A 23,322-nucleotide genomic window follows, 5' to 3' on the forward strand; every position below is an offset into this window, starting at 1 on the left:
CTAAATCTCCGATCTGTAAGGCTTTTCCTTGAATCCGCGCCTTGACGGTGTGGTGGGCGCATTCCTATAGTGTGCGCAAGTGGCGGAAAGTGGCACAAAGTGGGTTTTTTGAACGTAAAACGCTAAAATTTGGAGAAACGCATCTGTGTTTCGCGGAGCTAACGCTATCAGTCTCGATGCAAAAGGCCGTCTCGCCATGCCGAGCCGGTATCGTGACGAGCTGATTTCGCGAAGTTCCGGGCAGTTGATCATCACCATTGATGCCGTTGACCCTTGTTTATGTGTTTACCCCCTCGATGAGTGGGAGTTGATTGAGACCAAGTTGCGTGCCCTGCCTTCATTGCGTGAAGAAAACCGCCGCCTGCAGCGTTTGCTGATTGGTAATGCCGTCGACCTCGAGCTCGATGGCAGTGGTCGTTTCCTGGTGCCCCCGCGCTTGCGCGAGTACGCCAAGCTGGATAAGCGCGCGATGCTGGTCGGCCAACTGAACAAGTTCCAATTGTGGGACGAAGATGCCTGGGATGCTGTTTCTGCAGCTGACCTGGCTGCTATTCAACAACCGGGCGCCATGCCTGATGAACTGCGTGATTTGATCCTGTGACTATTGATAGCGGCTTTAACCACATCACCGTACTGCTTGACGAAGCCGTTGAGGCTCTCGCCGTACGCGCGGATGGCTGCTATTTGGACGGTACCTTCGGCAGGGGCGGGCATAGCCGGTTGATACTCAGCCAGCTCGGGCCCGACGGCAAGCTCCTCGGGTTTGACAAAGACCCCCAAGCGATTGCCACCGGGCAAGCGCTAGCGGCCGAAGACGGCCGCTTTGTCGTTGTGCAGCGCAGCTTTGCCGAGCTGGGTGCCGAAGTCGCCGAGCGCGGCATGGCGGGCAAGGTGGCCGGGGTTTTGCTCGACCTGGGCGTGTCTTCGCCGCAGCTCGATGACCCGGAGCGCGGGTTCAGCTTCATGAACGACGGCCCCCTCGACATGCGCATGGACCCTACCCGTGGCGTCAGTGCCGCGCAGTTCATTGCCACCGCGCCGGTGGAAGAAATTGCCCGCGTGTTCAAGGAATACGGTGAAGAACGCTTCGCCGGCCGCATGGCCCGTGCCGTGGTGGAGCGCCGCGAAATCCAGCCGTTCGAGCGCACCGCCGACCTGGCCGAAGTGCTTAAAGTCGCCAACCCAGCGTGGGAAAAGGGCAAAAACCCGGCGACCCGTGCGTTCCAGGGCCTGCGTATTCACGTCAACAACGAATTGGGCGACCTGGAGGCTGGCCTTGAGGCTGCCCTTGAGGCGCTGGAAGTGGGCGGTCGCCTGGTGGTGATCAGTTTCCACTCCCTGGAAGACCGCATCGTCAAGCTGTTCATGCGCCGCCTGGTCAAGGGCGAGTCCGATAACCTGCCGCGCAACCTGCCGGTACGTTTCGAAGCCTTTGTGCCGAAAATCAAAATCCATGGCAAAGCGCAGTTCGCTTCCGAAGCCGAACTCAAGGCCAACCCACGTTCCCGTAGCGCCGTCATGCGCGTTGCGGAGAAGCTGCGGTGAGCAAGCTTTTCGCCAAGCCCCTCCCGGGCGGCAGCTTCTTTATGTTGCTGCTGTTTGTCGGCGTGCTGGTGTCCGCAATTGCGGTGTCCTACAGTGCCCACTACAACCGTCAACTGCTCAATACCCTCTATGGGGAATTGAGCGTGCGTGACAAAGCGCAGGCGGAGTGGGGCCGGTTGATCCTCGAGCAAAGCACCTGGACGGCCCATAGCCGTATCGAAGTGCTGGCCACCGAACAGCTGAAAATGCACATCCCGGGCGCGGCCGAAGTTCGCATGGTGGCGCCATGATGAAACTTGAAGGTGCACTCTACCCATGGCGCTTCCGCCTGATGCTCGGCTTGCTGGCATTGATGGTGGGGGCGATTACCTGGCGGATCATCGACCTGCAAGTGGTCGATCGTGACTTCCTGATCGGCCAGGGCGATGCCCGTAGCCTGCGTCATATTCCGATCCCTGCGCACCGCGGCCTGATCACCGACCGTAACGGCGAGCCGTTGGCGGTGAGTACGCCGGTGACCACCCTGTGGGCCAACGCCAAGGAATTGCAGGTTGCCAAGGACAAGTGGCCGCAACTGGCTGCCGCCCTGGGCCAGGACCCGAAAGCCTTGGCCGAGCGCCTTGAAGCCCAGGCAAATAAAGAATTTATCTACCTCGTTCGCGGCCTTACCCCCGAGCAAGGCCAGCAAGTGCTCGACCTTAAAGTCCCCGGTGTCTACGGCATCGAGGAATTCCGTCGTTTCTACCCGGCCGGTGAAACCACTGCCCATATGGTGGGTTTTACCGACATCGATGATCACGGTCGTGAAGGCGTGGAACTCGCCTACGATGAATGGCTCGCCGGGGTTCCCGGCAAACGACAAGTCATCAAGGATCGGCGCGGCAGACTGATCAAGGATGTCCAGGTCACCAAGAACGCCAAGGCCGGTAAGCCCTTGGCGTTGTCGATTGACCTGCGCCTGCAATATCTGGCCAACCGCGAGCTGCGTAACGCGATCATCGAGAACGGCGCCAAGGCCGGTAGCCTTGTGATCATGGACGTGAAGACCGGCGAGATCCTCGCCATGGTCAACCAGCCGACCTACAACCCGAACAACCGTCGCAACCTGCAACCGGCGATGATGCGTAACCGCGCAATGATCGACGTGTTCGAGCCGGGTTCGACCATGAAAGCCATCTCCATGAGTGCCGCCCTGGAAACCGGTCGCTGGAAGCCCAGCGACAAGGTCGAGGTGTATCCGGGTACTTTGCAGCTGGGTAAATACACCATTCGTGACGTGTCCCGTACTGAAGGTCCGGTGCTGGATTTGACAGGTATCCTGATCAACTCCAGTAACGTGGGCATGAGTAAGGTCGCCTTCGATATCGGTGGTGAAACCATCTACCACCTCGCGCAGAAGATCGGCCTGGGGCAACCCACCGGCCTGGATTTCCCAGGTGAGCGCGTCGGCAACCTGCCCAACTACCGCGAATGGAAAAAAGCCGAGACCGCCACGCTTTCCTATGGCTACGGCCTGTCGGTGACCGCGATCCAACTGGCCCATGCCTTCTCCGTGCTGGCCAACAACGGTCGCATGGTGCCGCTGAGCCTGATCCACGTCGATGAGGCGCCGAAAGCCACCCAGGTGATCCCTGAAAACGTCGCCAAGACCATGCAAGGCATGCTGCAACAAGTGATCGAAGCGCCGCGCGGTGTATTCCGCGCCCAGGTGCCGGCGTATCACGTGGCGGGCAAGTCCGGTACCGCGCGTAAAACGTCGGTCGGCACCAAGGGCTATGCCGAAAACTCCTACCGCTCGCTGTTCGCCGGCTTCGGCCCGATGAGCGACCCGCGCTACGCCATCGTCGTTGTGATCGATGAGCCGAGCAAAGCCGGTTACTTCGGTGGCCTGGTATCGGCGCCGGTGTTCAGCAAAGTGATGTCCGGCACCCTGCGCCTGATGAACATCACGCCGGATAACCTGCCGCCGACCCAACAAGCGAATGCCGGACCACCGGCCGCTGCAGTAAAAGCCAATGGAGGGCGCGGCTGATGTCTCTTAGCCTGAACAAGATTTTTGCCCACGCCGGCCGCGATCTGCTGATTCGCGAGTTGACCCTGGACAGCCGTAACGTGCGCGCTGGCGACCTGTTCCTGGCGGTGCCGGGCGGCAAGTACGATGGCCGTGCGCACATCGCCGACGCCTTGCAGCGCGGCGCGGCTGCCGTGGCGTATGAAGTGGAAGGCGCCACCGTGCTGCCGATCACCGACGTGCCGCTGATTCCGGTCAAGGGTCTGGCCAAGCAGCTGTCCGATATTGCCGGGCGCTTTTATGGCGACCCTAGCCGCCACCTCAATCTGGTGGGCGTGACGGGCACCAATGGCAAGACCAGCGTGACCCAACTGGTTGCCCAGGCCCTCGACCTGCTGGGCCAGCATTGCGGGATTGTCGGCACCCTGGGCACCGGTTTTTATGGCGCGCTGCAAAGCGGCCTGCACACCACGCCGAACCCTATCGCCGTGCAAGCGACCCTGGCTGACCTGAAGAAGGCCGGTGCCAAGGCGGTTGCCATGGAAGTGTCGTCCCACGGCCTGGACCAGGGCCGCGTCACCGCCCTGGCCTTTGATGTGGCGGTGATGACCAACCTGTCCCGCGATCACCTGGATTATCACGGCACCATGGAGGCGTACGCCGCCGCCAAGGCCAAGCTGTTTGCCTGGAATGACCTCAAGTGCCGGGTGGTCAACCTGGATGACGCCTTTGGTCGCCAACTGGCCGCCCAAGACAGCGAAGCGCGCCTGATCACCTACAGCCTGGAAGACTCCAGGGCGTACCTGTATTGCCGTGAAGCCCAATTCAATGACGAAGGCGTGCGCGCCACGCTGGTGACGCCTCAGGGCGAGCACCACTTGCGCAGCACCCTGCTCGGGCGTTTCAACCTGAGCAACGTACTCGCCGCCATCGGCGCGTTGCTCGGCCTGGATTACGCCCTCGACGAAATCCTCAAGGTACTGCCGAAGCTGGACGGCCCGGCCGGTCGCATGCAGCGCCTGGGTGGGGGTACTCAACCGTTGGTGGTGGTCGATTACGCCCATACCCCGGACGCCCTGGAAAAAGTCCTCGAAGCCTTGCGCCCTCACGCCAAGGGCAAATTGCTTTGCCTGTTCGGCTGCGGTGGTGATCGTGATCGCGGCAAGCGTCCGTTGATGGCCGAGATCGTCGAGCGTCTGGCCGATGGTGTAGTGGTCACCGATGACAACCCACGCAGCGAAGATCCGAGCCGGATTTTCGATGATATCCGCACCGGCTTCAAAGACGCGTCCAAGGCCACCTTCGTTGCCGGTCGCGGCGTGGCAATTGCCCAGTTGATCGCCAGTGCCGGCGCTGACGACGTGGTCGTGTTGGCCGGTAAAGGGCACGAGGATTACCAGGAAATCAACGGCGAGCGTCATGCCTTCTCCGATCTGGTCGAGGCCGATCACGCCTTGACCGCCTGGGAGGTCGCCCATGCTTAAGGCGATGACGTTCAGCGAACTGACTCAAGCCCTGTCGGCACGCTTACTGTCGAGCGATTGCAGCTTCAGCGGCGTGAGCATCGACAGCCGTGCTATCAAACCGGGGCAACTGTTTGTCGCCCTGGCCGGCCCGCGTTTCGACGGTCACGACTACCTGAACGAAGTCGCCGCCAAAGGTGCCGTAGGTGCCTTGGTACAGCGCGAAGTGGCCGATGCCACCTTGCCGCAACTGCTGGTCGCCGATACTCGCCTGGCCCTCGGCCAATTGGGGGCGCTGAACCGCGCCGCTTTCGATAAGCCCGTTGCCGCCATCACCGGCTCCAGCGGCAAGACCACGGTCAAGGAACTGCTCGCCGGTGTCCTGCGTACGCGCGGCCCCGTGTTGGCGACCCGTGGCAACCTGAACAATGATTTCGGCGCTCCGCTGACCCTGCTCGAACTGGCCCCGGAACACACGGCGGCGGTGATCGAACTGGGGGCTTCGCGCATCGGCGAAATCGCCTACACCGTGGCGCTGACCAAGCCCCACGTTGCAATTATCAACAACGCCGGTACTGCCCATGTTGGCGAGTTCGGCGGCCCGGAAAAAATCGTCGAAGCCAAGGGCGAGATCCTTGAGGGCCTCGATGCATCGGGCACCGCAGTCTTGAACCTGGACGACAAGGCCTTCGAGACCTGGCGTGTACGCGCCGCCGGTCGCAAGGTCCTGACGTTTGCCGTGCTTAACGCAGCGGCTGATTTCCATGCCTCCAACATCACCGTCGATGCCCGTGGCTGCCCGTCCTTCACCTTGCACACCCCGCAAGGTGACGAACACGTACAACTGAATTTGTTGGGCAACCATAACGTCGCCAATGCCTTGGCCGCCGCCGCTGCCGCCCATGCCTTGGGCGTGTCGCTGTTCGGCATCGCCACAGGCCTGGGCGCGGTGCAACCGGTCAAGGGCCGTACCGTGGCGCAGTTGGCAACCAACGGCATGCGTGTGATTGATGACACCTACAACGCCAACCCATCCTCCATTAATGCCGCTGTAGACCTGCTCAAGGGTTTTGACGGTCGCAAGGTGCTGGTACTGGGTGATATCGGCGAATTGGGCGACTGGGCTGAACAAGGCCACCGCGAAGTCGGCGCGTATGCCGCAGGCAAAGTCGACGCCCTCTACGCCGTTGGCACGAACATGGCCCATGCGGTAAGCGCCTTCGGCCCCGGTGCGCGACATTTCGCAACCCAGGCCGAGTTGATCCAGGCGCTGGGCGTGGCAGAACAAGACAAACACACAACCATTTTGATCAAGGGATCGCGCAGCGCGGTGATGGAAAACGTCGTCGCGGCCTTGTGTGGCTCAAGTACGGAGAAACATTAATGCTGCTGCTGCTGGCTGAGTATCTGCAACAGTTCCACAAAGGCTTCGCGGTCTTTCAGTACCTGACCCTGCGCGGGATCCTGGGTGTGCTGACCGCGCTGTCTTTGTCGCTGTTTTTGGGGCCGTGGATGATCCGCACCCTGCAGAACCTGCAAATTGGTCAATCGGTTCGTAATGACGGCCCGCAGTCGCACCTGTCCAAGTCCGGCACCCCGACCATGGGCGGCGCGCTGATCCTCTCGTCCATCGGTATCAGCACCTTGCTGTGGGCTGACCTGCACAACCGCTACGTGTGGGTGGTGTTGCTGGTGACCCTGCTGTTCGGCGCCATCGGCTGGGTCGATGACTACCGCAAAGTGATCGAGAAAAACTCCAAGGGGCTGCCAAGCCGCTGGAAGTATTTCTGGCAGTCGGTGTTCGGCCTGGCCGCCGCGATCTTCCTCTACACCACCGCGCCAAGCGCCGTGGAAACCACCTTGATCATCCCGATGCTCAAGGACGCCAGCATCCCACTGGGCATCGGCTTCGTGGTGCTGACCTACTTCGTGATCGTCGGCTCAAGCAACGCGGTGAACCTGACCGACGGCCTCGACGGCCTGGCGATCATGCCGACGGTGATGGTAGGCGGTGCGCTGGGCATTTTCTGCTACCTGTCGGGTAACGTGAAATTCGCTGAGTACCTGCTGATCCCTTACGTGCCGGGCGCGGGTGAGCTGATCGTGTTCTGCGGTGCCCTGATCGGTGCCGGGCTAGGGTTCCTGTGGTTCAACACCTACCCCGCACAAGTCTTCATGGGTGACGTCGGCGCACTGGCGCTGGGCGCAGCCCTGGGCACCATCGCGGTGATCGTTCGCCAGGAAATCGTGCTGTTCATCATGGGCGGTGTCTTCGTGATGGAAACCCTGTCGGTGGTCATCCAGGTGGCGTCCTTTAAGTTGACCGGGCGCCGCGTGTTCCGCATGGCGCCGATTCACCACCACTTTGAACTCAAGGGCTGGCCTGAGCCGCGTGTGATTGTCCGTTTCTGGATCATCACCGTGATTCTGGTCCTGGTCGGCCTTGCCACCCTGAAACTGAGGTAGAAACGAGTGTCCCTGATCGCTTCAGACCACTTCCGCATCGTTGTCGGCCTCGGCAAGAGCGGCATGTCCCTGGTTCGCTTCCTGGCGAACCGGGGCACGTCGTTTGCCGTGGCCGATACGCGGGAAAATCCACCGGAGCTGGTCACGCTGCGCCGTGACTACCCGCACGTGGAAGTGCGTTGTGGCGAGTTGGATGTCGAGTTTCTGTGCCGCGCCGATGAGCTCTACGTGAGCCCCGGCCTGGCCCTGGCGACTCCGGCCCTGCAAGCCGCTGCGGCGCGTGGCGTGAAGCTGTCCGGCGACATCGACCTGTTCGCACGTAATGCGAAGGCGCCGATTGTGGCCATCAGCGGTTCCAACGCGAAAAGTACCGTGACCACCCTGGTCGGCGAGATGGCGATGGCGGCCGGCAAGCGCGTGGCCGTGGGCGGTAACCTCGGCACGCCGGCGTTGGACCTGCTCAGCGACGACATCGAGCTGTACGTGATGGAGCTGTCGAGCTTCCAACTGGAAACCACCCACGACCTGGGCGCTGAAGTGGCCACCGTGTTGAACGTCAGCGAAGACCACATGGACCGCTACAGCGGCCTGCCGGCGTACCACTTGGCCAAGCACCGGATCTTCCGCGGCGCCAAGCAATTTGTTGTCAATCGCCAGGACGCGCTGAGCCGTCCGCTGATGGGCGACGGCATGCCGTGCTGGACCTTCGGCCTGAGCAAACCCGACTTCAAGGCCTTCGGCATTCGTGAAGAGAACGGCGAGAAATACCTGGCCTTCGAATTCCAGAACCTGATGCCGGTGCGCGAGCTGAAAATTCGTGGCGCCCATAACCAGTCCAACGCCTTGGCCGCGTTGGCGTTGGGGCATGCCGTGGGTTTGCCGTTCGACGCCATGCTGTCGAGCCTGCGCACCTTCGGCGGCCTTGAGCATCGTTGCCAGTGGGTACGCGACCTTAATGGTGTCAGTTACTACAACGACTCCAAAGCCACCAACGTGGGGGCCGCATTGGCCGCCATCGAAGGCCTGGGTGCCGATATCGACGGCAAACTGGTGCTGATCGCCGGTGGCGACGGCAAGGGTGCCGATTTCAAAGACCTCAAGGCACCGGTGGCTGCGCATTGCCGCGCCGTGGTGTTGATGGGCCGCGACTCCGATTTGATCGCCGCCGCGCTTGGCGACGCCGTGCCACAGGTGCGTGCCACCTCCCTGGGCGACGCCATTGCCCAGTGCCAAGCCCTGGCCCAACCAGGCGATGCGGTACTGCTGTCGCCGGCGTGCGCCAGTTTCGACATGTTCAAGAACTACGAAGAGCGTGGCCAGTTGTTCGCCCGCGCCGTGGAGGGCTTGGCATGAGCATTGATTTCAGAAACATCATCAAGCCGTACCCGTCGCCGATTATCACCGGGCGTGGCATCGACCTTGATTTCCCAATGCTCGCCGGTTGCCTCGCGCTGCTGGGCCTGGGCCTGGTGATGATCACCTCGGCCTCTTCCGAAGTGGCCGCCGTGCAGTCGGGCAACACCCTGTACATGATGATCCGTCACCTGGTGTACCTGATCATCGGCCTGGGCACGTGCATCGTGACCATGATGATCCCGATTGCCACCTGGCAGCGCCTGGGTTGGCTGATGCTGATCGGCGCGTTCGGCTTGCTGATCATGGTGATCCTGCCCGGCATCGGCCGTGAGGTGAACGGCTCCATGCGCTGGATCGGTTTCGGCGCGTTCAACGTGCAGCCGTCGGAAATCGCCAAGGTCTTCGTGGTGATCTACCTGGCCGGTTACCTGGTGCGTCGCCAGAAAGAAGTGCGCGAAAGCTGGATGGGCTTCTTCAAGCCATTCATCGTGCTGCTGCCCATGGCCGGCCTGTTGCTGATGGAACCCGACTTCGGCGCGACCGTCGTGATGATGGGCGCGGCGGCGGCGATGCTGTTCCTCGGTGGCGTGGGCTTGTTCCGCTTCAGCTTGATGGTGGTGCTGGCGGTGGCTGCGGTGACCATCCTGGTGCAGGCGCAACCCTACCGGATGGCGCGTCTGATCACCTTTACCGACCCTTGGTCCGACCAGTTCGGCTCCGGCTACCAATTGACTCAGGCATTGATCGCCTTCGGTCGCGGCGAATGGCTGGGCGTCGGCCTGGGCAACAGCGTGCAGAAGCAGTTCTACCTGCCGGAAGCGCACACCGACTTCGTGTTCTCCGTACTCGCCGAAGAACTCGGCGTGGTGGGGTCGCTGTGCACCGTCGCGCTGTTCGTATTCGTGTGTGTCCGCGGCATGTACATCGGCTTGTGGGCCGAAAGGGCTAAACAGTATTTCGCCGCTTACGTGGCGTACGGCTTGTCGTTCCTGTGGATCGGCCAGTTCCTGATCAACATCGGGGTGAACGTCGGCCTGCTGCCGACCAAGGGCCTGACCTTGCCGTTCCTCAGTTACGGCGGCAGTTCGTTGGTGATCTGCTGCGCCTGTCTTGGCTTGTTGCTGCGCATCGAGTGGGAGAGTCGAACCCATCTGGGCAGCGAAGAGATGGAGTTCAGCGAAAGCGACTTCGCCGAGGAGCCGACCCATGGGCGCTAACGTGCTGATCATGGCCGGCGGCACCGGGGGCCATGTGTTCCCGGCCCTGGCGTGCGCGCGGGAATTCCAGAACCGTGGCTACACCGTGCACTGGCTGGGTACACCGCGCGGCATCGAAAACGAGTTGGTACCGAATGCCGGTCTGCCGTTGCATCTGATCAACGTCACGGGCCTGCGCGGCAAGGGCAAATTGTCCCTGCTCAAGGCACCGTTCGTGTTGCTCAAGGCGGTGTGGCAGGCGCGCAAGGTCATCCGTGACTTGCAGCCGGTGTGCGTGCTCGGCTTCGGTGGTTATGTGACTGGCCCGGGTGGCGTCGCCGCCAGACTTGCTGGCGTGCCGGTGATCGTGCACGAGCAGAACGCCGTGGCCGGTACCGCCAACCGTTTGCTGGTGCCGTTGGCTGCGCGGGTGTGTGAAGCGTTTCCCAACACCTTCAGTGTGTCGGATAAGCGCCGTACCACCGGCAACCCGGTGCGCACCGAGCTGTTTATGGACATCGCCCGCGAAGCACTCGCAGGGCGTAAGGCGCACCTGCTGATCCTGGGCGGAAGCCTGGGCGCCGAGCCGCTGAATAAATTGCTGCCGGAAGCCGTTGCGCAACTCCCTGTGGAATTGCGCCCGGAGATTTTTCACCAGGCCGGCAAGAACCACGATGAAGTCACCGCCACGCGTTATCGCGACGCGGGTGTGGAGGCCAATGTGCAGCCCTTCATCAAAGACATGGCCCATGCCTATGGCTGGGCCGACCTGGTGGTCTGTCGCGCGGGTGCGCTGACCGTCAGTGAACTGGCCGCCGCCGGTCTGCCGTCCTTGCTGGTGCCTTTGCCCCACGCCATCGACGATCACCAGACCCGCAACGCCGAATATTTGGCCGGGGAGGGCGCTGCCTTCCTGCTGCCGCAAAGAACGACTGGCGCCGCCGATTTGGCCGCACGCCTGACTGAGGTTTTGATGCAACCGGAACGACTCAACAACATGGCGAGCACTGCAAGCCGCCTGGCCAAACCTGACGCAACCCGCACCGTGGTCGATATCTGCCTGGAGGTGGCCCATGGTTGAGAATCAGAAAGCCATGCCACAACCGGAAATGCGCCGCATCCGTCGCATCCACTTCGTCGGTATCGGCGGCGTGGGCATGTGCGGTATCGCCGAAGTGTTGCTGAACCTGGGCTACCAGGTGTCCGGCTCGGACTTGAAAGAGTCGCCGGTCACCGAGCGCCTGAAGTCCTTTGGCGCGCAGATCTTTATCGGCCACCGCGCCGAGAACGCCGCCGACGCTGACGTGCTGGTGGTGTCGAGCGCCGTGAACACCTCCAACCCGGAAGTGGCCACCGCCCTCGAGCGCCGCATTCCCGTGGTGCCACGCGCCGAGATGCTCGCCGAGCTGATGCGCTATCGCCACGGCATCGCCGTCGCCGGTACCCATGGCAAGACCACCACCACCAGCCTGATCGCTTCGGTGTTCGCCGCCGGTGGCCTGGACCCGACCTTCGTGATCGGTGGCCGCCTGAATGCAGCCGGTACCAATGCCCAGCTCGGTACCAGCCGCTACCTGATCGCCGAAGCCGATGAAAGCGACGCCAGCTTCCTGCACCTGCAACCGCTGGTCGCCGTCGTCACCAACATCGACGAAGATCACATGGCTACCTACGACGGTGACTTCAACAAGTTGAAGAAAACCTTCGTCGAGTTCCTGCATAACCTGCCGTTCTACGGTTTGGCCGTGGTGTGCCTGGACGACCCGGTGGTGCGTGAAATCCTGCCGCAGGTCAAGCGTCCGACCGTGACCTACGGCTTCAGCGAAGACGCTGACGTGCGCGCAATCAATGTGCGCCAGGAAGGCATGCAGACCTACTTCACCGTGCTGCGTCCCGACCGTGAGCCGCTGGATGTGTCGGTGAACATGCCGGGCAACCACAACGTGTTGAATTCCCTGGCGACCATCTGCATCGCCTCCGATGAGGGCGTCAGCGATGAGGCCATCGTCGAAGGCCTGTCGCGCTTTGCTGGTGTCGGCAGGCGCTTCCAGGTCTACGGCCAACTGCCGGTGGAAGGCGGTGACGTGATGCTGGTGGACGACTACGGCCACCACCCGACCGAAGTCGCCGCAGTCATCAAGGCCGTACGGGGTGGTTGGCCGGAGCGTCGCCTGGTGATGATTTACCAGCCGCACCGCTACAGCCGCACCCGCGATTTGTACGACGATTTCGTCAATGTATTGGCCGATGCCAACGTACTGCTGTTGATGGAAGTCTATCCGGCCGGTGAAGAACCGATCCCGGGCGCCGACAGCCGCAAGCTGTGCAACAGCATTCGCCAGCGCGGCCAGTTGGACCCCATCTACATCGAGCGCGGTGTGGACCTGGCTCCGATCGTCAAGCCGCTGCTGCGTGCCGGCGACATCCTGCTGTGCCAGGGTGCCGGTGATATCGGTGGCCTTGCCCCTAAACTATTGGCGAGCTCGCTGTTTGCCGCCGAAAAGGGGAAGTCGAAATGACCACTGACTACGGCTCCCTGTTCTCCACCATCACGCCTGCCGACTTCGGCCGCGTGGCCGTGCTGTTCGGCGGCAAGAGCGCCGAGCGCGAAGTGTCGCTCAAGTCCGGCAATGCCGTGCTCGAAGCGCTGCAAAGCGCCGGTGTGAATGCGTTCGGTATCGACGTGGGCGATGACTTCCTCGCCCGCCTGCAGGCCGAGAAGATCGACCGTGCCTTCATCATTCTGCACGGCCGTGGCGGTGAAGACGGCAGCATGCAGGGCCTGTTGGAGTGCGCCGGTATTCCTTATACCGGCAGCGGCATTCTTGCTTCGGCACTGGCCATGGACAAGTTGCGCACCAAGCAGGTGTGGCACAGCCTGGGCATTCCAACGCCGCGTCACAGTGTTCTGTGCAGTGAAGACGATTGTATTTCTGCAGCCAAGGAACTGGGCCTGCCTTTGATCGTCAAACCAGCCCATGAAGGCTCCAGTATCGGCATGGCTAAAGTGAACTCGGCCGCCGAATTGATCGACGCATGGAAAGCGGCAAGTACCTACGATTCGCAAGTGTTGGTGGAACAGTGGATCCAGGGTCCCGAGTACACCATCGCCACCCTGCGTGGCCAGGTATTGCCGCCTATCGCATTGGGCACACCCCACACCTTTTACGACTACGACGCCAAGTACGTGGCTTCCGATACTCAGTACCGGATCCCGTGCGGCCTGGACGCAACCAAAGAACAGGAATTGATGGACCTCACGGCGAAAGCCTGTGAGGCGTTGGGTATTGCCGGTTGGGCACGGGCAGACGTGATGCAGGATGACCAAGGGAATTTCTGGTTCCTGGAAGTCAACACTGCGCCGGGTATGACCGACCACAGCCTGGTACCTATGGCCGCTCGCGCAGCCGGCCTGGATTTCCAGCAGTTGGTGCTGGCAATTCTTGCCGCCAGCATTGAGCCAAGAGGCTAAGGACATGAAAGGCGCATCGCTTCGTCATCAGCCCCCACAAGCACCGAGCCGCAAGCCGGTGCCACGGGGTGCCAGTCGAATGGTGGCTAAAGAGCCGATGTCGGCGCGCCTGCCGAAAGCCAACTTTGGTTTCCTCAAGGCGCTGTTCTGGCCGGTGTTGCTGGTGGTGTTGGGCTTCGGCACTTACGAAGGTGCACAGCGTCTATTGCCCTATGCCGATCGGCCAATCACCAAGATCAGCGTGCAGGGCGACTTGAGCTACATCAGCCAGCAAGCGGTGCAGCAGCGTATTGGTCCGTTCCTGGCCGCGAGCTTCTTCACCATCGACCTGGCCGGCATGCGCCGGGAGCTGGAACAGATGCCGTGGATCGCCCACGCCGAAGTCCGCCGCGTATGGCCGGACCAGGTGACGATCCGCCTGGAAGAACAACTGCCCGTGGCCCGTTGGGGCGAAGAGGCGCTGTTGAACAACCAGGGCCAGGCGTTCACCCCGCGTGAGCTGGCCAACTACGAGCACCTGCCGCAGCTGTTCGGGCCGCAGCGGGCGCAGCAGCAAGTGATGCAGCAGTACCAGGCCCTGAGCCAGATGCTGCGGCCAATGGGCTTCTCCATTGCACGCCTGGAATTGCGTGAACGGGGCAGCTGGTTTTTGACGACCGGGGCAGGCAGTTCCGGCCCGGGCATCCAGTTGTTGCTGGGACGCGACCGCTTGGTGGAAAAGATGCGCCGCTTCATCGCCATCTATGACAAGACCTTGAAAGAACAGATTACGAACATTGCGAGCGTCGACCTGCGTTACGCCAACGGCCTTGCCGTCGGCTGGCGTGAACCGGCTGCGCCCACGGCAGCGCAACCCGCTGTCGCGAAGAATTAAGAAGAGGCAGGACCCATGGCAAACGTGCAAAGCGGCAAAATGATCGTCGGTCTCGATATCGGCACCTCCAAGGTGGTGGCGCTGGTAGGCGAGGTCGGGGAAGACGGCACGATCGAAATCGTCGGTATTGGCACGCATCCGTCCCGTGGCCTGAAGAAGGGCGTGGTGGTCAACATCGAGTCCACCGTGCAATCGATCCAGCGCGCCATCGAAGAAGCGCAGCTGATGGCCGGTTGCCGGATTCACTCGGCGTTCGTCGGCGTGGCGGGCAACCATATCCGCAGCCTGAACTCCCACGGCATCGTGGCGATTCGCGACCGTGAAGTCAGCGCAGCCGACCTTGAGCGCGTCCTTGACGCCGCCCAGGCCGTGGCGATCCCGGCTGACCAGCGCGTGCTGCACACCCTGCCGCAGGACTACGTGATCGATAACCAGGAGGGCGTTCGTGAGCCCCTGGGCATGTCGGGCGTACGTCTGGAAGCCAAGGTCCACGTGGTGACCTGTGCCGTCAATGCCGCGCAGAACATTGAAAAATGCGTGCGCCGCTGCGGCCTGGAAATCGACGACATCATTCTCGAACAACTGGCTTCGGCCTACTCGGTACTGACCGACGACGAAAAAGAACTGGGCGTTTGCCTGGTGGACATCGGCGGCGGCACCACCGACATCGCGATCTTCACCGAAGGTGCGATCCGTCACACCGCGGTGATCCCGATTGCCGGCGACCAGGTCACCAACGATATCGCCATGGCGCTGCGTACGCCGACCCAGTACGCCGAAGAAATCAAGATCCGCTACGCCTGCGCCCTGGCCAAGCTGGCTGGTGCCGGTGAAACCATCAAGGTGCCAAGCGTGGGCGACCGTCCACCGCGCGAGCTGTCGCGCCAGGCCCTGGCCGAAGTGGTCGAGCCGCGCTACGACGAGCTGTTCACCCTGATCCAGGCTGAACTGCGTCGCAGCGGCTACGAAGATTTGATCCCGGCCGGCATCGTGCTGACCGGTGGCACCTCGAAGATGGAAGGCGCGGTCGAACTGGCCGAGGAAATCTTCCACATGCCGGTACGCCTGGGTGTTCCCCATGGCGTGAAAGGCCTGGGCGACGTGGTGCGCAACCCGATTTATTCCACCGGTGTGGGCTTGCTGTTGTACGGGCTGCAGAAGCAGACCGACGGCATTTCCCTGTCGGGCCCGAGCAACCGTGACAGCTACCGCAGCGACGACGAGGCCAAGGCGCCGTTGTTCGAGCGGTTGCAGGCTTGGGTAAAAGGCAATTTCTAAAGATTTACCGCAACACCGCAGCACCGAAACAAGCAGTAGGCGAAAAAACTAGAGAAAATGAAAGGAGAGGGAACATGTTCGAACTCGTAGACAACATCCCCGCCAGCCCGGTCATCAAAGTGATCGGTGTCGGCGGTGGCGGCGGCAACGCTGTCAACCATATGGTCAAGAGCAACATTGAAGGCGTTGAATTCATCTGCGCCAACACTGATGCCCAGGCGCTGAAAAGCATCGGCGCGCGGACCATCCTGCAATTGGGCACAGCCGTGACCAAGGGCCTCGGCGCTGGCGCCAATCCGGAAGTCGGCCGTCAAGCCGCCCTGGAAGACCGCGAGCGTATTGCCGAAGTGCTGCAGGGCACCAACATGGTGTTCATCACCACTGGCATGGGCGGCGGTACCGGTACCGGTGCAGCGCCGATCATTGCCGAAGTGGCCAAGGAAATGGGGATTCTGACGGTCGCTGTCGTGACTCGTCCGTTCCCGTTCGAAGGCCGCAAGCGCATGCAGATCGCCGACGAAGGTATCCGTCTGCTGTCTGAAAGCGTCGACTCGTTGATCACCATTCCCAACGAGAAGCTGCTGACCATCCTGGGCAAGGACGCAAGCCTGCTGTCCGCGTTCGCCAAGGCTGACGATGTACTGGCCGGTGCCGTTCGCGGTATCTCCGACATCATCAAGCGTCCAGGCATGATCAACGTCGACTTTGCCGACGTACGTACTGTCATGAGCGAAATGGGCATGGCAATGATGGGCACTGGCTGCGCCAGCGGTCCGAATCGTGCACGTGAAGCCACCGAAGCGGCCATCCGCAACCCGTTGCTGGAAGACGTGAACCTGCAAGGCGCACGCGGCATCCTGGTGAATATCACCGCCGGTCCTGACCTGTCCCTGGGTGAGTACTCCGACGTGGGTAGCATCATCGAAGCCTTCGCTTCCGAGCACGCCATGGTCAAAGTCGGTACCGTTATCGACCCGGACATGCGCGACGAACTGCACGTGACCGTGGTTGCTACCGGCCTGGGCGCAAAAATCGAGAAGCCTGTGAAGGTCATCGACAATACCGTTCATACCAGCCACGCCAGCCAAGCGGCTGCCGCTCCAGCGCCTTCGCGCCAGGAACTGCCGTCGGTGAACTACCGTGACCTGGACCGTCCGACCGTGATGCGCAACCAGGCTCAGGCCGGTGCTGCTGCGTCCCGTAGCCCGAATCCGCAAGATGATCTGGACTATCTGGATATCCCGGCATTCCTGCGTCGTCAGGCCGATTAATGGAATGTATCAGGGCTATGAAGGTGATTGGTGTTCAGCAAAGGTCTGGTCTGCTATTATCGCCAGCCTTTGTTGATACCAGTTCGCAATTTGCGCTGAAGCGGTCCAAGCCATGATTAAACAACGCACCCTGAAGAATATTATTCGTGCCACAGGTGTAGGTCTGCACTCCGGGGAGAAGGTATACCTGACCCTCAAGCCTGCACCTGTCGATACCGGCATCGTGTTTGTGCGTGCCGACCTGGACCCTGTGGTGCAGATTCCTGCTCGCGCGGAAAATGTTGGCGAAACCACGATGTCGACCACGTTGGTCAACGGTGACGTCAAAGTGGACACGGTGGAGCACTTGCTCTCGGCCATGGCCGGTTTGGGCATCGATAACGCCTACGTCGAGCTCTCCGCGTCCGAAGTCCCTATCATGGATGGCAGCGCTGGACCCTTCGTATTCTTGATTCAATCTGCCGGCCTGGAAGAACAGGACGCAGCCAAGAAGTTCATACGCATTCTGCGGGAAGTGACAGTAGAAGACGGCGACAAGCGCGCCACCTTCGTCCCGTTCGAAGGCTTTAAAGTGAGCTTTGAGATCGATTTCGATCACCCGGTATTCCGTGACCGCACCCAAAGTGCAAGCGTGGATTTTTCCAGCACTTCGTTCGTAAAAGAAGTCAGCCGCGCCCGTACTTTTGGTTTCATGAGTGACATCGAGTACCTGCGCAAGCACAACCTCGCACTCGGCGGCAGCGTTGAAAACGCCATTGTGGTCGACGCGGATGGTGTACTGAACGAAGACGGCCTTCGCTATGAAGACGAATTCGTGAAGCACAAGATCCTCGATGCAATCGGTGACCTCTACCTGCTCGGCAATAGCCTGATAGGCGAGTTCAAAGGCTTCAAGTCGGGCCACGCCCTTAACAACCAGCTGCTGCGCAAGTTGATTGAGCAGACAGACGCTTGGGAAGTCGTGACCTTCGAAGATGCCAGCACCGCACCGATCTCTTACATGCGTCCCGTTGCGGCGGTGTAAGTAACAACTCTCTTTCTTTAGTTTTTAAAGGCTGCCTTCGGGTGGCCTTTTTTATTGTCTGGACACTTCCCTTGCCGGGCAAGCCCGCTCGCCACGAGGGCCGCTTGCGCTATTCAGGCTGCCGAGGCATCCACAATCCGATTGCGCCCCGTGTGCTTGGCCTCGTACAACGCCCGGTCCGCACTGAGCAGCAACGCCTCCAGGGACATACGGCTGCGCTTGTCCCAGGTGCTCATGCCGATGCTCGCCGTAATCGGCCGCTCATCCCCGGCCATCCTTGGCAAATGCTCGATGCTGCTGCGGATATGCTCGGCGATGACCCAGGCACCCTTCGCGTCCGTATGGGGCAGCACCACCGCGAATTCCTCGCCGCCATAGCGCGCCGCGAGATCAGCCGGGCGGCGGATATTGGCGCCTATCACCTGAGCCACAATGCGCAATGCCGCGTCTCCACCGTGATGGCCATGGCGGTCATTGAAGGCTTTGAAGTGGTCGACGTCGATCATCAGCACGGTCAGTGGTTCGAGCGAGCGTTGCGCGCGGTCCCATTCAAGGCGCAGGCGTTCATCCAGGATGCGACGGTTGGCCAAGCCGGTCAGCGCGTCGATGGCTGCCAGTTCTGACAGCACACGTTCCGCGCGATAGCGGCGTCGCAGTTCGCGGCGCAGCATCCAGGTCAGCCATAACAAACCGATACACAGGATGCCGGTGGCGCCACTGGTCAGCAGCGCAGCGCGTTTCCAGGGGGCGAATACATCCTGGCTGGACAGTGCCACCACCACAATCAGCGGTAGCTCACCCACATTGGTGAAGGTGTACAGACGCTCCTTGCCGCTGATGGAAGAGATGGCCTGGAAGGTGCCACTGCCTTCATGCAGTATCCTCTTGAAATTCGGTCGATCGCTCAGGTCCTTGTCGATCATGTCGCTTTCGAGCAGCGGCTGCTGGGCCAATAAAAAGCCTTTTTTATTAAGCAGGTTGACGCTGCTGCTGTTGCCGATGGTGACGGTGTTGAACAACTGGTCGAAATACGCCAGGCGCATGGTCGCGACCGCAACGCCTGCAAACTCGCCGTCAGGCCCCGACACACGCCGGCTGAATGCCATGCGCCAGACCTGATCGCAGTCGCAATGAATCTTGAACGGCCGGCTGATATACAAGCCGGCCTGGGCGTCCTTGGTATGCACCTGGAAGTAATCGCGGTTGGCAAAATTGCGCGGGGTGGGCTGCAGGGTGGAAGAATCGGCGATCACCGCGCCCTTGGCATCCAACAACAGCACTTCACCTTTGAAAGGCGCGGCGGTGGACAGGTCAAACTGCACCAGGTGCTGGATATTCGCAGAAACCTGGGACAGATCCTCACGTTGCCTGGCAGCAATCAACCCCTTGAGGGCCAGGTCGTAGAGTTCGACGTTACGCAGCACGTCGGCATTGATCAACTGGGCAATATTGGTGGTTGAACGCGTCGCGGCCTGCAGGGTGCTGGCGTGTTCGCGAATCAGCAACACCGCGACGATGACCACGATCAGGGCGACGGTAAGGCCACTGCCCAGAAGCAGTAATAGCTCTGGGTGTGCCGGTAGGTTTCGAACGCGGGGTGGACTCATCGGGCAAACTTCAGCGGGACAATACTGGCAGTTTAGTTGTACCCGATGAAAATTAAATACTCGGTAAAAAAGAAAGATCCGAGTGTCAGAACACGTTGATCGGATAGTCGACGATCACCCGGTATTCATCCACATCCCGATCCACCGCCGAGTAGCCATTGCTGCCACGATTGGTCGCCCATTGCAGGCGCACCGCCAAGTCCTTGGCCTTGCCGCCCTGCACCACATACTTCAAATCGATATCCCGTTCCCAGTGTTTGGCGTCCTTGCCATCGGCGCTGTACCAGGCACTGTAGCCACGGCTTTGCGGGTCGACCTTGGTCAGGTCGGTCTTACCGCTGATGTAGGACACCGCCGAGGTCAGGCCGGGCATGCCGAGGCCGGCAAAGTCGTAGGCGTACTTGAGCTTCCAGGAGCGTTCGTTGGGGCCGTTGAAGTCCGAGTATTGCTGGGAGTTGTCCAGGTACACGCTGTCGCCCTGGCTGATGTAGTCGAACGGCGTGTTGCCGTTGACCCGCTGGTAGGCGGCGGTGACGCTGTGGTGACCCACGCCGACGGTGAAATGCAGGCTATAGGTGTTGTTGTCGATATCACCGAGCAGCGACTGGCCGGTGTCCTGGGTGTGGTAGTAGTGCAGGCCCGGGTTGAGGCTGACCAGGTCGCTCAACGCGTAGGTGTAGTCCAGGTCGTAGTAGTACTGGTGCCACACGTCCTTGAGTTCGGAAGCGTACAGGTTGCTGGTCACTCCCGGGATGCCGCTGAACGACACGCCCGCCCAATTCATGTGCTGGCTGTCAGCGTTACTGGGCAATACGCCATAGCTGGTGCCGATGCGTCGGTGGCCGCTCTGGTTGTAGAGCTTGGTGAAGCTGGCCTGGCCGCCTTCGAGCAACCAGCCGTCGAAGCTGTGGTTAGTCAGGCTCACACCCCGGAAGGTCTGCGGCAGCATGCGCGTCATGCCGCCGGCGATCACCGGGTTGTTGAGGAACAGGTCACCGGCCTTCAACTCGGTATCGAAGGCGCGCATCTTCAAGGTACCCCCCGCGGTGGAGAACGAACCGGGCGCTTTACCGCTGCCGTCAGTGCTGCCGTAGGGAAGGATGCTGGAACCGTCGGTGCCGCCACCGCCGTCGAGCTTGAGGCCGAGCATGGCGTGGGCGTCCAGACCGAAGCCGACGGTGCCCTGGGTGTAGCCGGATTCGAAGGTGCCAATAAAACCTTGGCCCCACTCCTTGCTGTCATCGGTGTGGATGTCGCGACGGTCGCGGTTCATGTAGTAGTTGCGGGTGTTGATGTTGAGGTGCGAGCCTTCGACGAATCCGTCGGCGGGAGTGGTGTCTGCCGCGTGGGCAAGGGGAACGATCGTTGCTGCAATCGCGAGGAATATCGGGGTGAACGTCAGCGAGTTCTTCACCGGTACAGCTCCTTTGGTCAATCGAAAACGGCCAATGTCGTGGGGGTGTGCCTGGCCTTTTTTTACGGCAAAAAAAAGCCGCTGAAGTCAGCGGCTTTAAGACAGATTCCCAGTGTAGAGCCCTGGAAATAAGTCGAGGGAAATTCGGGTAAGCGGGTCAGCTGCCTTTGCCGTCGCGCTCATCGATGCGTCAAATTAACGCAGGCGAGCGCTGCGATACAGAGTGTAACAAGATAATGACTGTTGCCCAAATCGCAACAGTGATGCTGAAGGCCATGTGAGAGGTGTCTAGACCGGCAAGGTAATGCCGAAGGTATTGCCACTGACGTCGCTGCGCACGAACACATCGCCGCCATGCATCAGCGCAATTGCCTTGACGATGGCCAGGCCCAAACCGTGGTTCGCCCCGCTGTTGCTGCGCGACGCATCCACCCGATAGAAGCGTTCGAACAAGCGTGGCAGGTGTTCGCTGGCGATCACCTCGCCAGGGTTGGTCACGCCGATGGCGACCTGATGCTCCAGCACATCAATGTTCACGTCGATCACCTGCCCGGGTGCGGTGTGCTGCACCGCATTGCTCAGCAGGTTGATCAGGGCGCGGCGCAAGTGGGCTTTTTCGATCTGCACCTGGGCGTCGCCGTGGACCTGCACCCGGACCTGGGCGTCTTCGAGGATGAAGTCCAGGTAGTCGAGGGTGGTGGCGACCTCGTCGGCCAATGAGCTTTCAATCAGCTTGGTGGCCTTGCTGCCCTGGTCGGCGCTGGCGAGGAACAGCATGTCGTTGATGATCGAACGCAGGCGTTCCAGTTCCTCGAGGTTGGATTGCAGCACCTCGAAGTAATGCTCGGCCGAACGCCCGCGCGTCAGGGCAACCTGGGTCTGGCCGATCAGGTTGGTCAGCGGCGAGCGCAGTTCGTGGGCGACGTCGGCGTTGAACGACTCCAGTCGCGAGTAAGCCTGTTCCACGCGGTCCAGGGTGGCGTTGAATGAGTTGACGAACTGACTCAGCTCCGGCGGCAGCGGCGACAGTTGCAGGCGCCCGGAGAGCTTCGGCGGCGCCAGCTTCTGTGCTTCATCCGAAAGTTTGCTCAACGGCTTGAGGCCAATGCGCGAAACCCAGAACCCCAGCAGCGAGGCCAGCACCACGCCGACCAGCGCCAGGCTGACCAGCGCCACCAGCAGATGGTGCTGGGTGGCACGGAAGTTTTCGGTGTCGATGGCGATCATGAAACGCAACGGCGGGCGTAGGTCCTTGGCCGGGAACTGGCTCACCAGCACTTTGAATGGGTAGTCGCGCCCCGGCAGGCGCAGATCGCGCTTACCCGTTGGGCCTTCGGCGAAGGCGCGGATCTGCGCATCGGGGTTGCCATACTCGTAGTTCGGATCGCTGCTGACGACCCAGAAGCGAATACGCTTGTCTTCCTCACCCAATAATTTGAGCTTGGCTTGAATCTTCACCCAATGGTCCGGTGTGCCGAAGCGGTTCACGGAGGATTCCAACACGCTGTAGCGCGCATCCAGCTCCGCCCCGGGTAGCAAGCCCAGGCTGCGGTCTACCTGCTGATACAGCGCGCCGCCGATCAACAGGAATATCAGCGCCGCCACCAGGGTGAACATGCTGCTGAGGCGCAGGGCAATGGAGTTAGCCGACACTGCGATTCTCCAGTACATAACCCATGCCGCGAATGGTGTGCAGCAGCTTGTGTTCGAACGGCCCGTCAAGCTTGGCGCGCAGGCGCTTGATCGCCACTTCCACGACGTTGGCGTCGCTGTCGAAATTGATGTCCCAGACCATTTCTGCGATCGATGTCTTGGAGAGGATCTCGCCCTGGCGCCGCGCCAATACGCTGAGCAGCGAGAACTCCTTGGCGGTCAGGTCCAGGCGCACGCCGTTGCGGCTGGCCTTGCGGCTGATCAAGTCGATCCACAGGTCGGCGACGGTCACCTGCACGGGCTCGTGGCCGCCGCTGCGGCGGGTCAGGGCTTGCAGGCGCGCCACCAGTTCAAGGAATGAAAACGGTTTGCCGAGGTAATCGTCGGCACCTTCGCGTAGCCCGCGGATACGGTCTTCCACGCGCTCACGGGCGGTGAGCATGATCACCGGCGTCTGCTTGCGCGCACGTAATGCGCGCAACACGCCAAAGCCGTCGAGGCCAGGCAGCATCACGTCGAGCACGATCACCGCGTAATCGTTCTCCAGCGCCAGGTGCAGGCCCTCGACGCCCTCGCGCGCCACGTCGACGGCGTAGCCTTGCTCCGTCAGGCCACGGTGCAGGTAGTCGGCGGTTTTTTCTTCATCTTCAACAATCAGTACGCGCATGAGCCTTTTGCTCCAGGGCGGTGCC

General features: G+C 61.3%; 20 protein-coding genes. 16 read left to right on the forward strand and 4 right to left on the reverse strand.

Annotated features, from left to right (window positions below):
- Positions 1–145 precede the first annotated feature (145 nt).
- From mraZ to lpxC, 16 genes are all read left to right on the forward strand, one after another.
- Positions 146–601, forward strand: a complete 456-nt coding sequence (gene mraZ, locus HCF10_RS01360; RefSeq protein ID WP_003171868.1) for a division/cell wall cluster transcriptional repressor MraZ — start codon at positions 146–148, stop codon at positions 599–601.
- Positions 598–1,545: a 16S rRNA (cytosine(1402)-N(4))-methyltransferase RsmH gene (gene rsmH / locus HCF10_RS01365; RefSeq protein WP_010213048.1), complete on the forward strand. Its 948-nt coding sequence runs from the start codon at positions 598–600 to the stop codon at positions 1,543–1,545. The genes mraZ and rsmH overlap by 4 nt, the downstream gene beginning before the upstream one ends.
- Entirely contained in the window at positions 1,542–1,835 is a 294-nt protein-coding gene (ftsL, locus tag HCF10_RS01370; protein ID WP_003216203.1) for a cell division protein FtsL, read from the forward strand. Before rsmH ends, ftsL begins: the two co-directional genes overlap by 4 nt.
- Positions 1,835–3,577, forward strand: coding sequence for a peptidoglycan D,D-transpeptidase FtsI family protein (locus tag HCF10_RS01375; RefSeq protein WP_167654876.1), 1,743 nt, complete (start codon positions 1,835–1,837; stop codon positions 3,575–3,577). The genes ftsL and HCF10_RS01375 overlap by 1 nt, the downstream gene beginning before the upstream one ends.
- Entirely contained in the window at positions 3,577–5,040 is a 1,464-nt protein-coding gene (locus HCF10_RS01380; RefSeq protein ID WP_167654743.1) for a UDP-N-acetylmuramoyl-L-alanyl-D-glutamate--2,6-diaminopimelate ligase, read from the forward strand. The genes HCF10_RS01375 and HCF10_RS01380 overlap by 1 nt, the downstream gene beginning before the upstream one ends.
- Positions 5,033–6,403, forward strand: a complete 1,371-nt coding sequence (locus HCF10_RS01385; RefSeq protein WP_167654744.1) for a UDP-N-acetylmuramoyl-tripeptide--D-alanyl-D-alanine ligase — start codon at positions 5,033–5,035, stop codon at positions 6,401–6,403. Before HCF10_RS01380 ends, HCF10_RS01385 begins: the two co-directional genes overlap by 8 nt.
- Positions 6,403–7,485 (forward strand): phospho-N-acetylmuramoyl-pentapeptide-transferase, encoded by a 1,083-nt coding sequence (gene mraY / locus HCF10_RS01390; protein ID WP_003171875.1) that lies wholly within the window; start codon positions 6,403–6,405, stop codon positions 7,483–7,485. Before HCF10_RS01385 ends, mraY begins: the two co-directional genes overlap by 1 nt.
- 6 nt (positions 7,486–7,491) lie before the next feature.
- A complete protein-coding gene (murD, locus tag HCF10_RS01395; RefSeq protein ID WP_167654745.1) occupies positions 7,492–8,838 on the forward strand; it encodes a UDP-N-acetylmuramoyl-L-alanine--D-glutamate ligase in 1,347 nt (448 codons plus the stop codon).
- Positions 8,835–10,058, forward strand: a complete 1,224-nt coding sequence (gene ftsW, locus HCF10_RS01400; protein WP_053131437.1) for a putative lipid II flippase FtsW — start codon at positions 8,835–8,837, stop codon at positions 10,056–10,058. The genes murD and ftsW overlap by 4 nt, the downstream gene beginning before the upstream one ends.
- On the forward strand, positions 10,048–11,118 hold the full coding sequence (gene murG / locus HCF10_RS01405) for an undecaprenyldiphospho-muramoylpentapeptide beta-N-acetylglucosaminyltransferase (RefSeq protein WP_131698382.1): 1,071 nt from the start codon (positions 10,048–10,050) through the stop codon (positions 11,116–11,118). The genes ftsW and murG overlap by 11 nt, the downstream gene beginning before the upstream one ends.
- Entirely contained in the window at positions 11,111–12,556 is a 1,446-nt protein-coding gene (gene murC, locus HCF10_RS01410) for a UDP-N-acetylmuramate--L-alanine ligase (RefSeq protein WP_131698381.1), read from the forward strand. The genes murG and murC overlap by 8 nt, the downstream gene beginning before the upstream one ends.
- A complete protein-coding gene (locus HCF10_RS01415) occupies positions 12,553–13,509 on the forward strand; it encodes a D-alanine--D-alanine ligase (RefSeq protein ID WP_012722298.1) in 957 nt (318 codons plus the stop codon). The genes murC and HCF10_RS01415 overlap by 4 nt, the downstream gene beginning before the upstream one ends.
- 4 nt (positions 13,510–13,513) lie before the next feature.
- Complete coding sequence (locus HCF10_RS01420; RefSeq protein ID WP_131698380.1) at positions 13,514–14,383, forward strand: cell division protein FtsQ/DivIB; 870 nt, start codon at positions 13,514–13,516, stop codon at positions 14,381–14,383.
- A gap of 15 nt (positions 14,384–14,398) precedes the next feature.
- Complete coding sequence (gene ftsA / locus HCF10_RS01425) at positions 14,399–15,661, forward strand: cell division protein FtsA (protein ID WP_027604757.1); 1,263 nt, start codon at positions 14,399–14,401, stop codon at positions 15,659–15,661.
- 74 nt (positions 15,662–15,735) lie between these two features.
- Entirely contained in the window at positions 15,736–16,932 is a 1,197-nt protein-coding gene (gene ftsZ, locus HCF10_RS01430) for a cell division protein FtsZ (RefSeq protein ID WP_053131424.1), read from the forward strand.
- Positions 16,933–17,044: 112 nt separating this feature from the next.
- Positions 17,045–17,956, forward strand: coding sequence for a UDP-3-O-acyl-N-acetylglucosamine deacetylase (lpxC, locus tag HCF10_RS01435; protein ID WP_003171886.1), 912 nt, complete (start codon positions 17,045–17,047; stop codon positions 17,954–17,956).
- A gap of 113 nt (positions 17,957–18,069) precedes the next feature.
- Here the strand turns inward: lpxC and HCF10_RS01440 are convergent, their stop codons facing one another.
- The 4 genes from HCF10_RS01440 to HCF10_RS01455 form a co-directional block, all read right to left on the reverse strand.
- Entirely contained in the window at positions 18,070–19,563 is a 1,494-nt protein-coding gene (locus HCF10_RS01440) for a sensor domain-containing diguanylate cyclase (protein WP_167654746.1), read from the reverse strand.
- Between the two features lie 85 nt (positions 19,564–19,648).
- Complete coding sequence (locus tag HCF10_RS01445; protein WP_167654747.1) at positions 19,649–20,977, reverse strand: OprD family outer membrane porin; 1,329 nt, start codon at positions 20,975–20,977, stop codon at positions 19,649–19,651.
- A gap of 288 nt (positions 20,978–21,265) precedes the next feature.
- Positions 21,266–22,630 (reverse strand): heavy metal sensor histidine kinase, encoded by a 1,365-nt coding sequence (locus HCF10_RS01450; protein ID WP_167654748.1) that lies wholly within the window; start codon positions 22,628–22,630, stop codon positions 21,266–21,268.
- Positions 22,620–23,297 carry a heavy metal response regulator transcription factor gene (locus tag HCF10_RS01455; RefSeq protein ID WP_027604753.1) on the reverse strand — a complete coding sequence of 226 codons (678 nt, stop codon included), beginning with the start codon at positions 23,295–23,297 and terminating at the stop codon, positions 22,620–22,622. The genes HCF10_RS01450 and HCF10_RS01455 overlap by 11 nt, the downstream gene beginning before the upstream one ends.
- Between the last annotated feature and the right edge of the window lie 25 nt (positions 23,298–23,322).

This window comes from Pseudomonas sp. B14(2022) (assembly GCF_012030485.1).
GTDB lineage: Bacteria > Pseudomonadota > Gammaproteobacteria > Pseudomonadales > Pseudomonadaceae > Aquipseudomonas.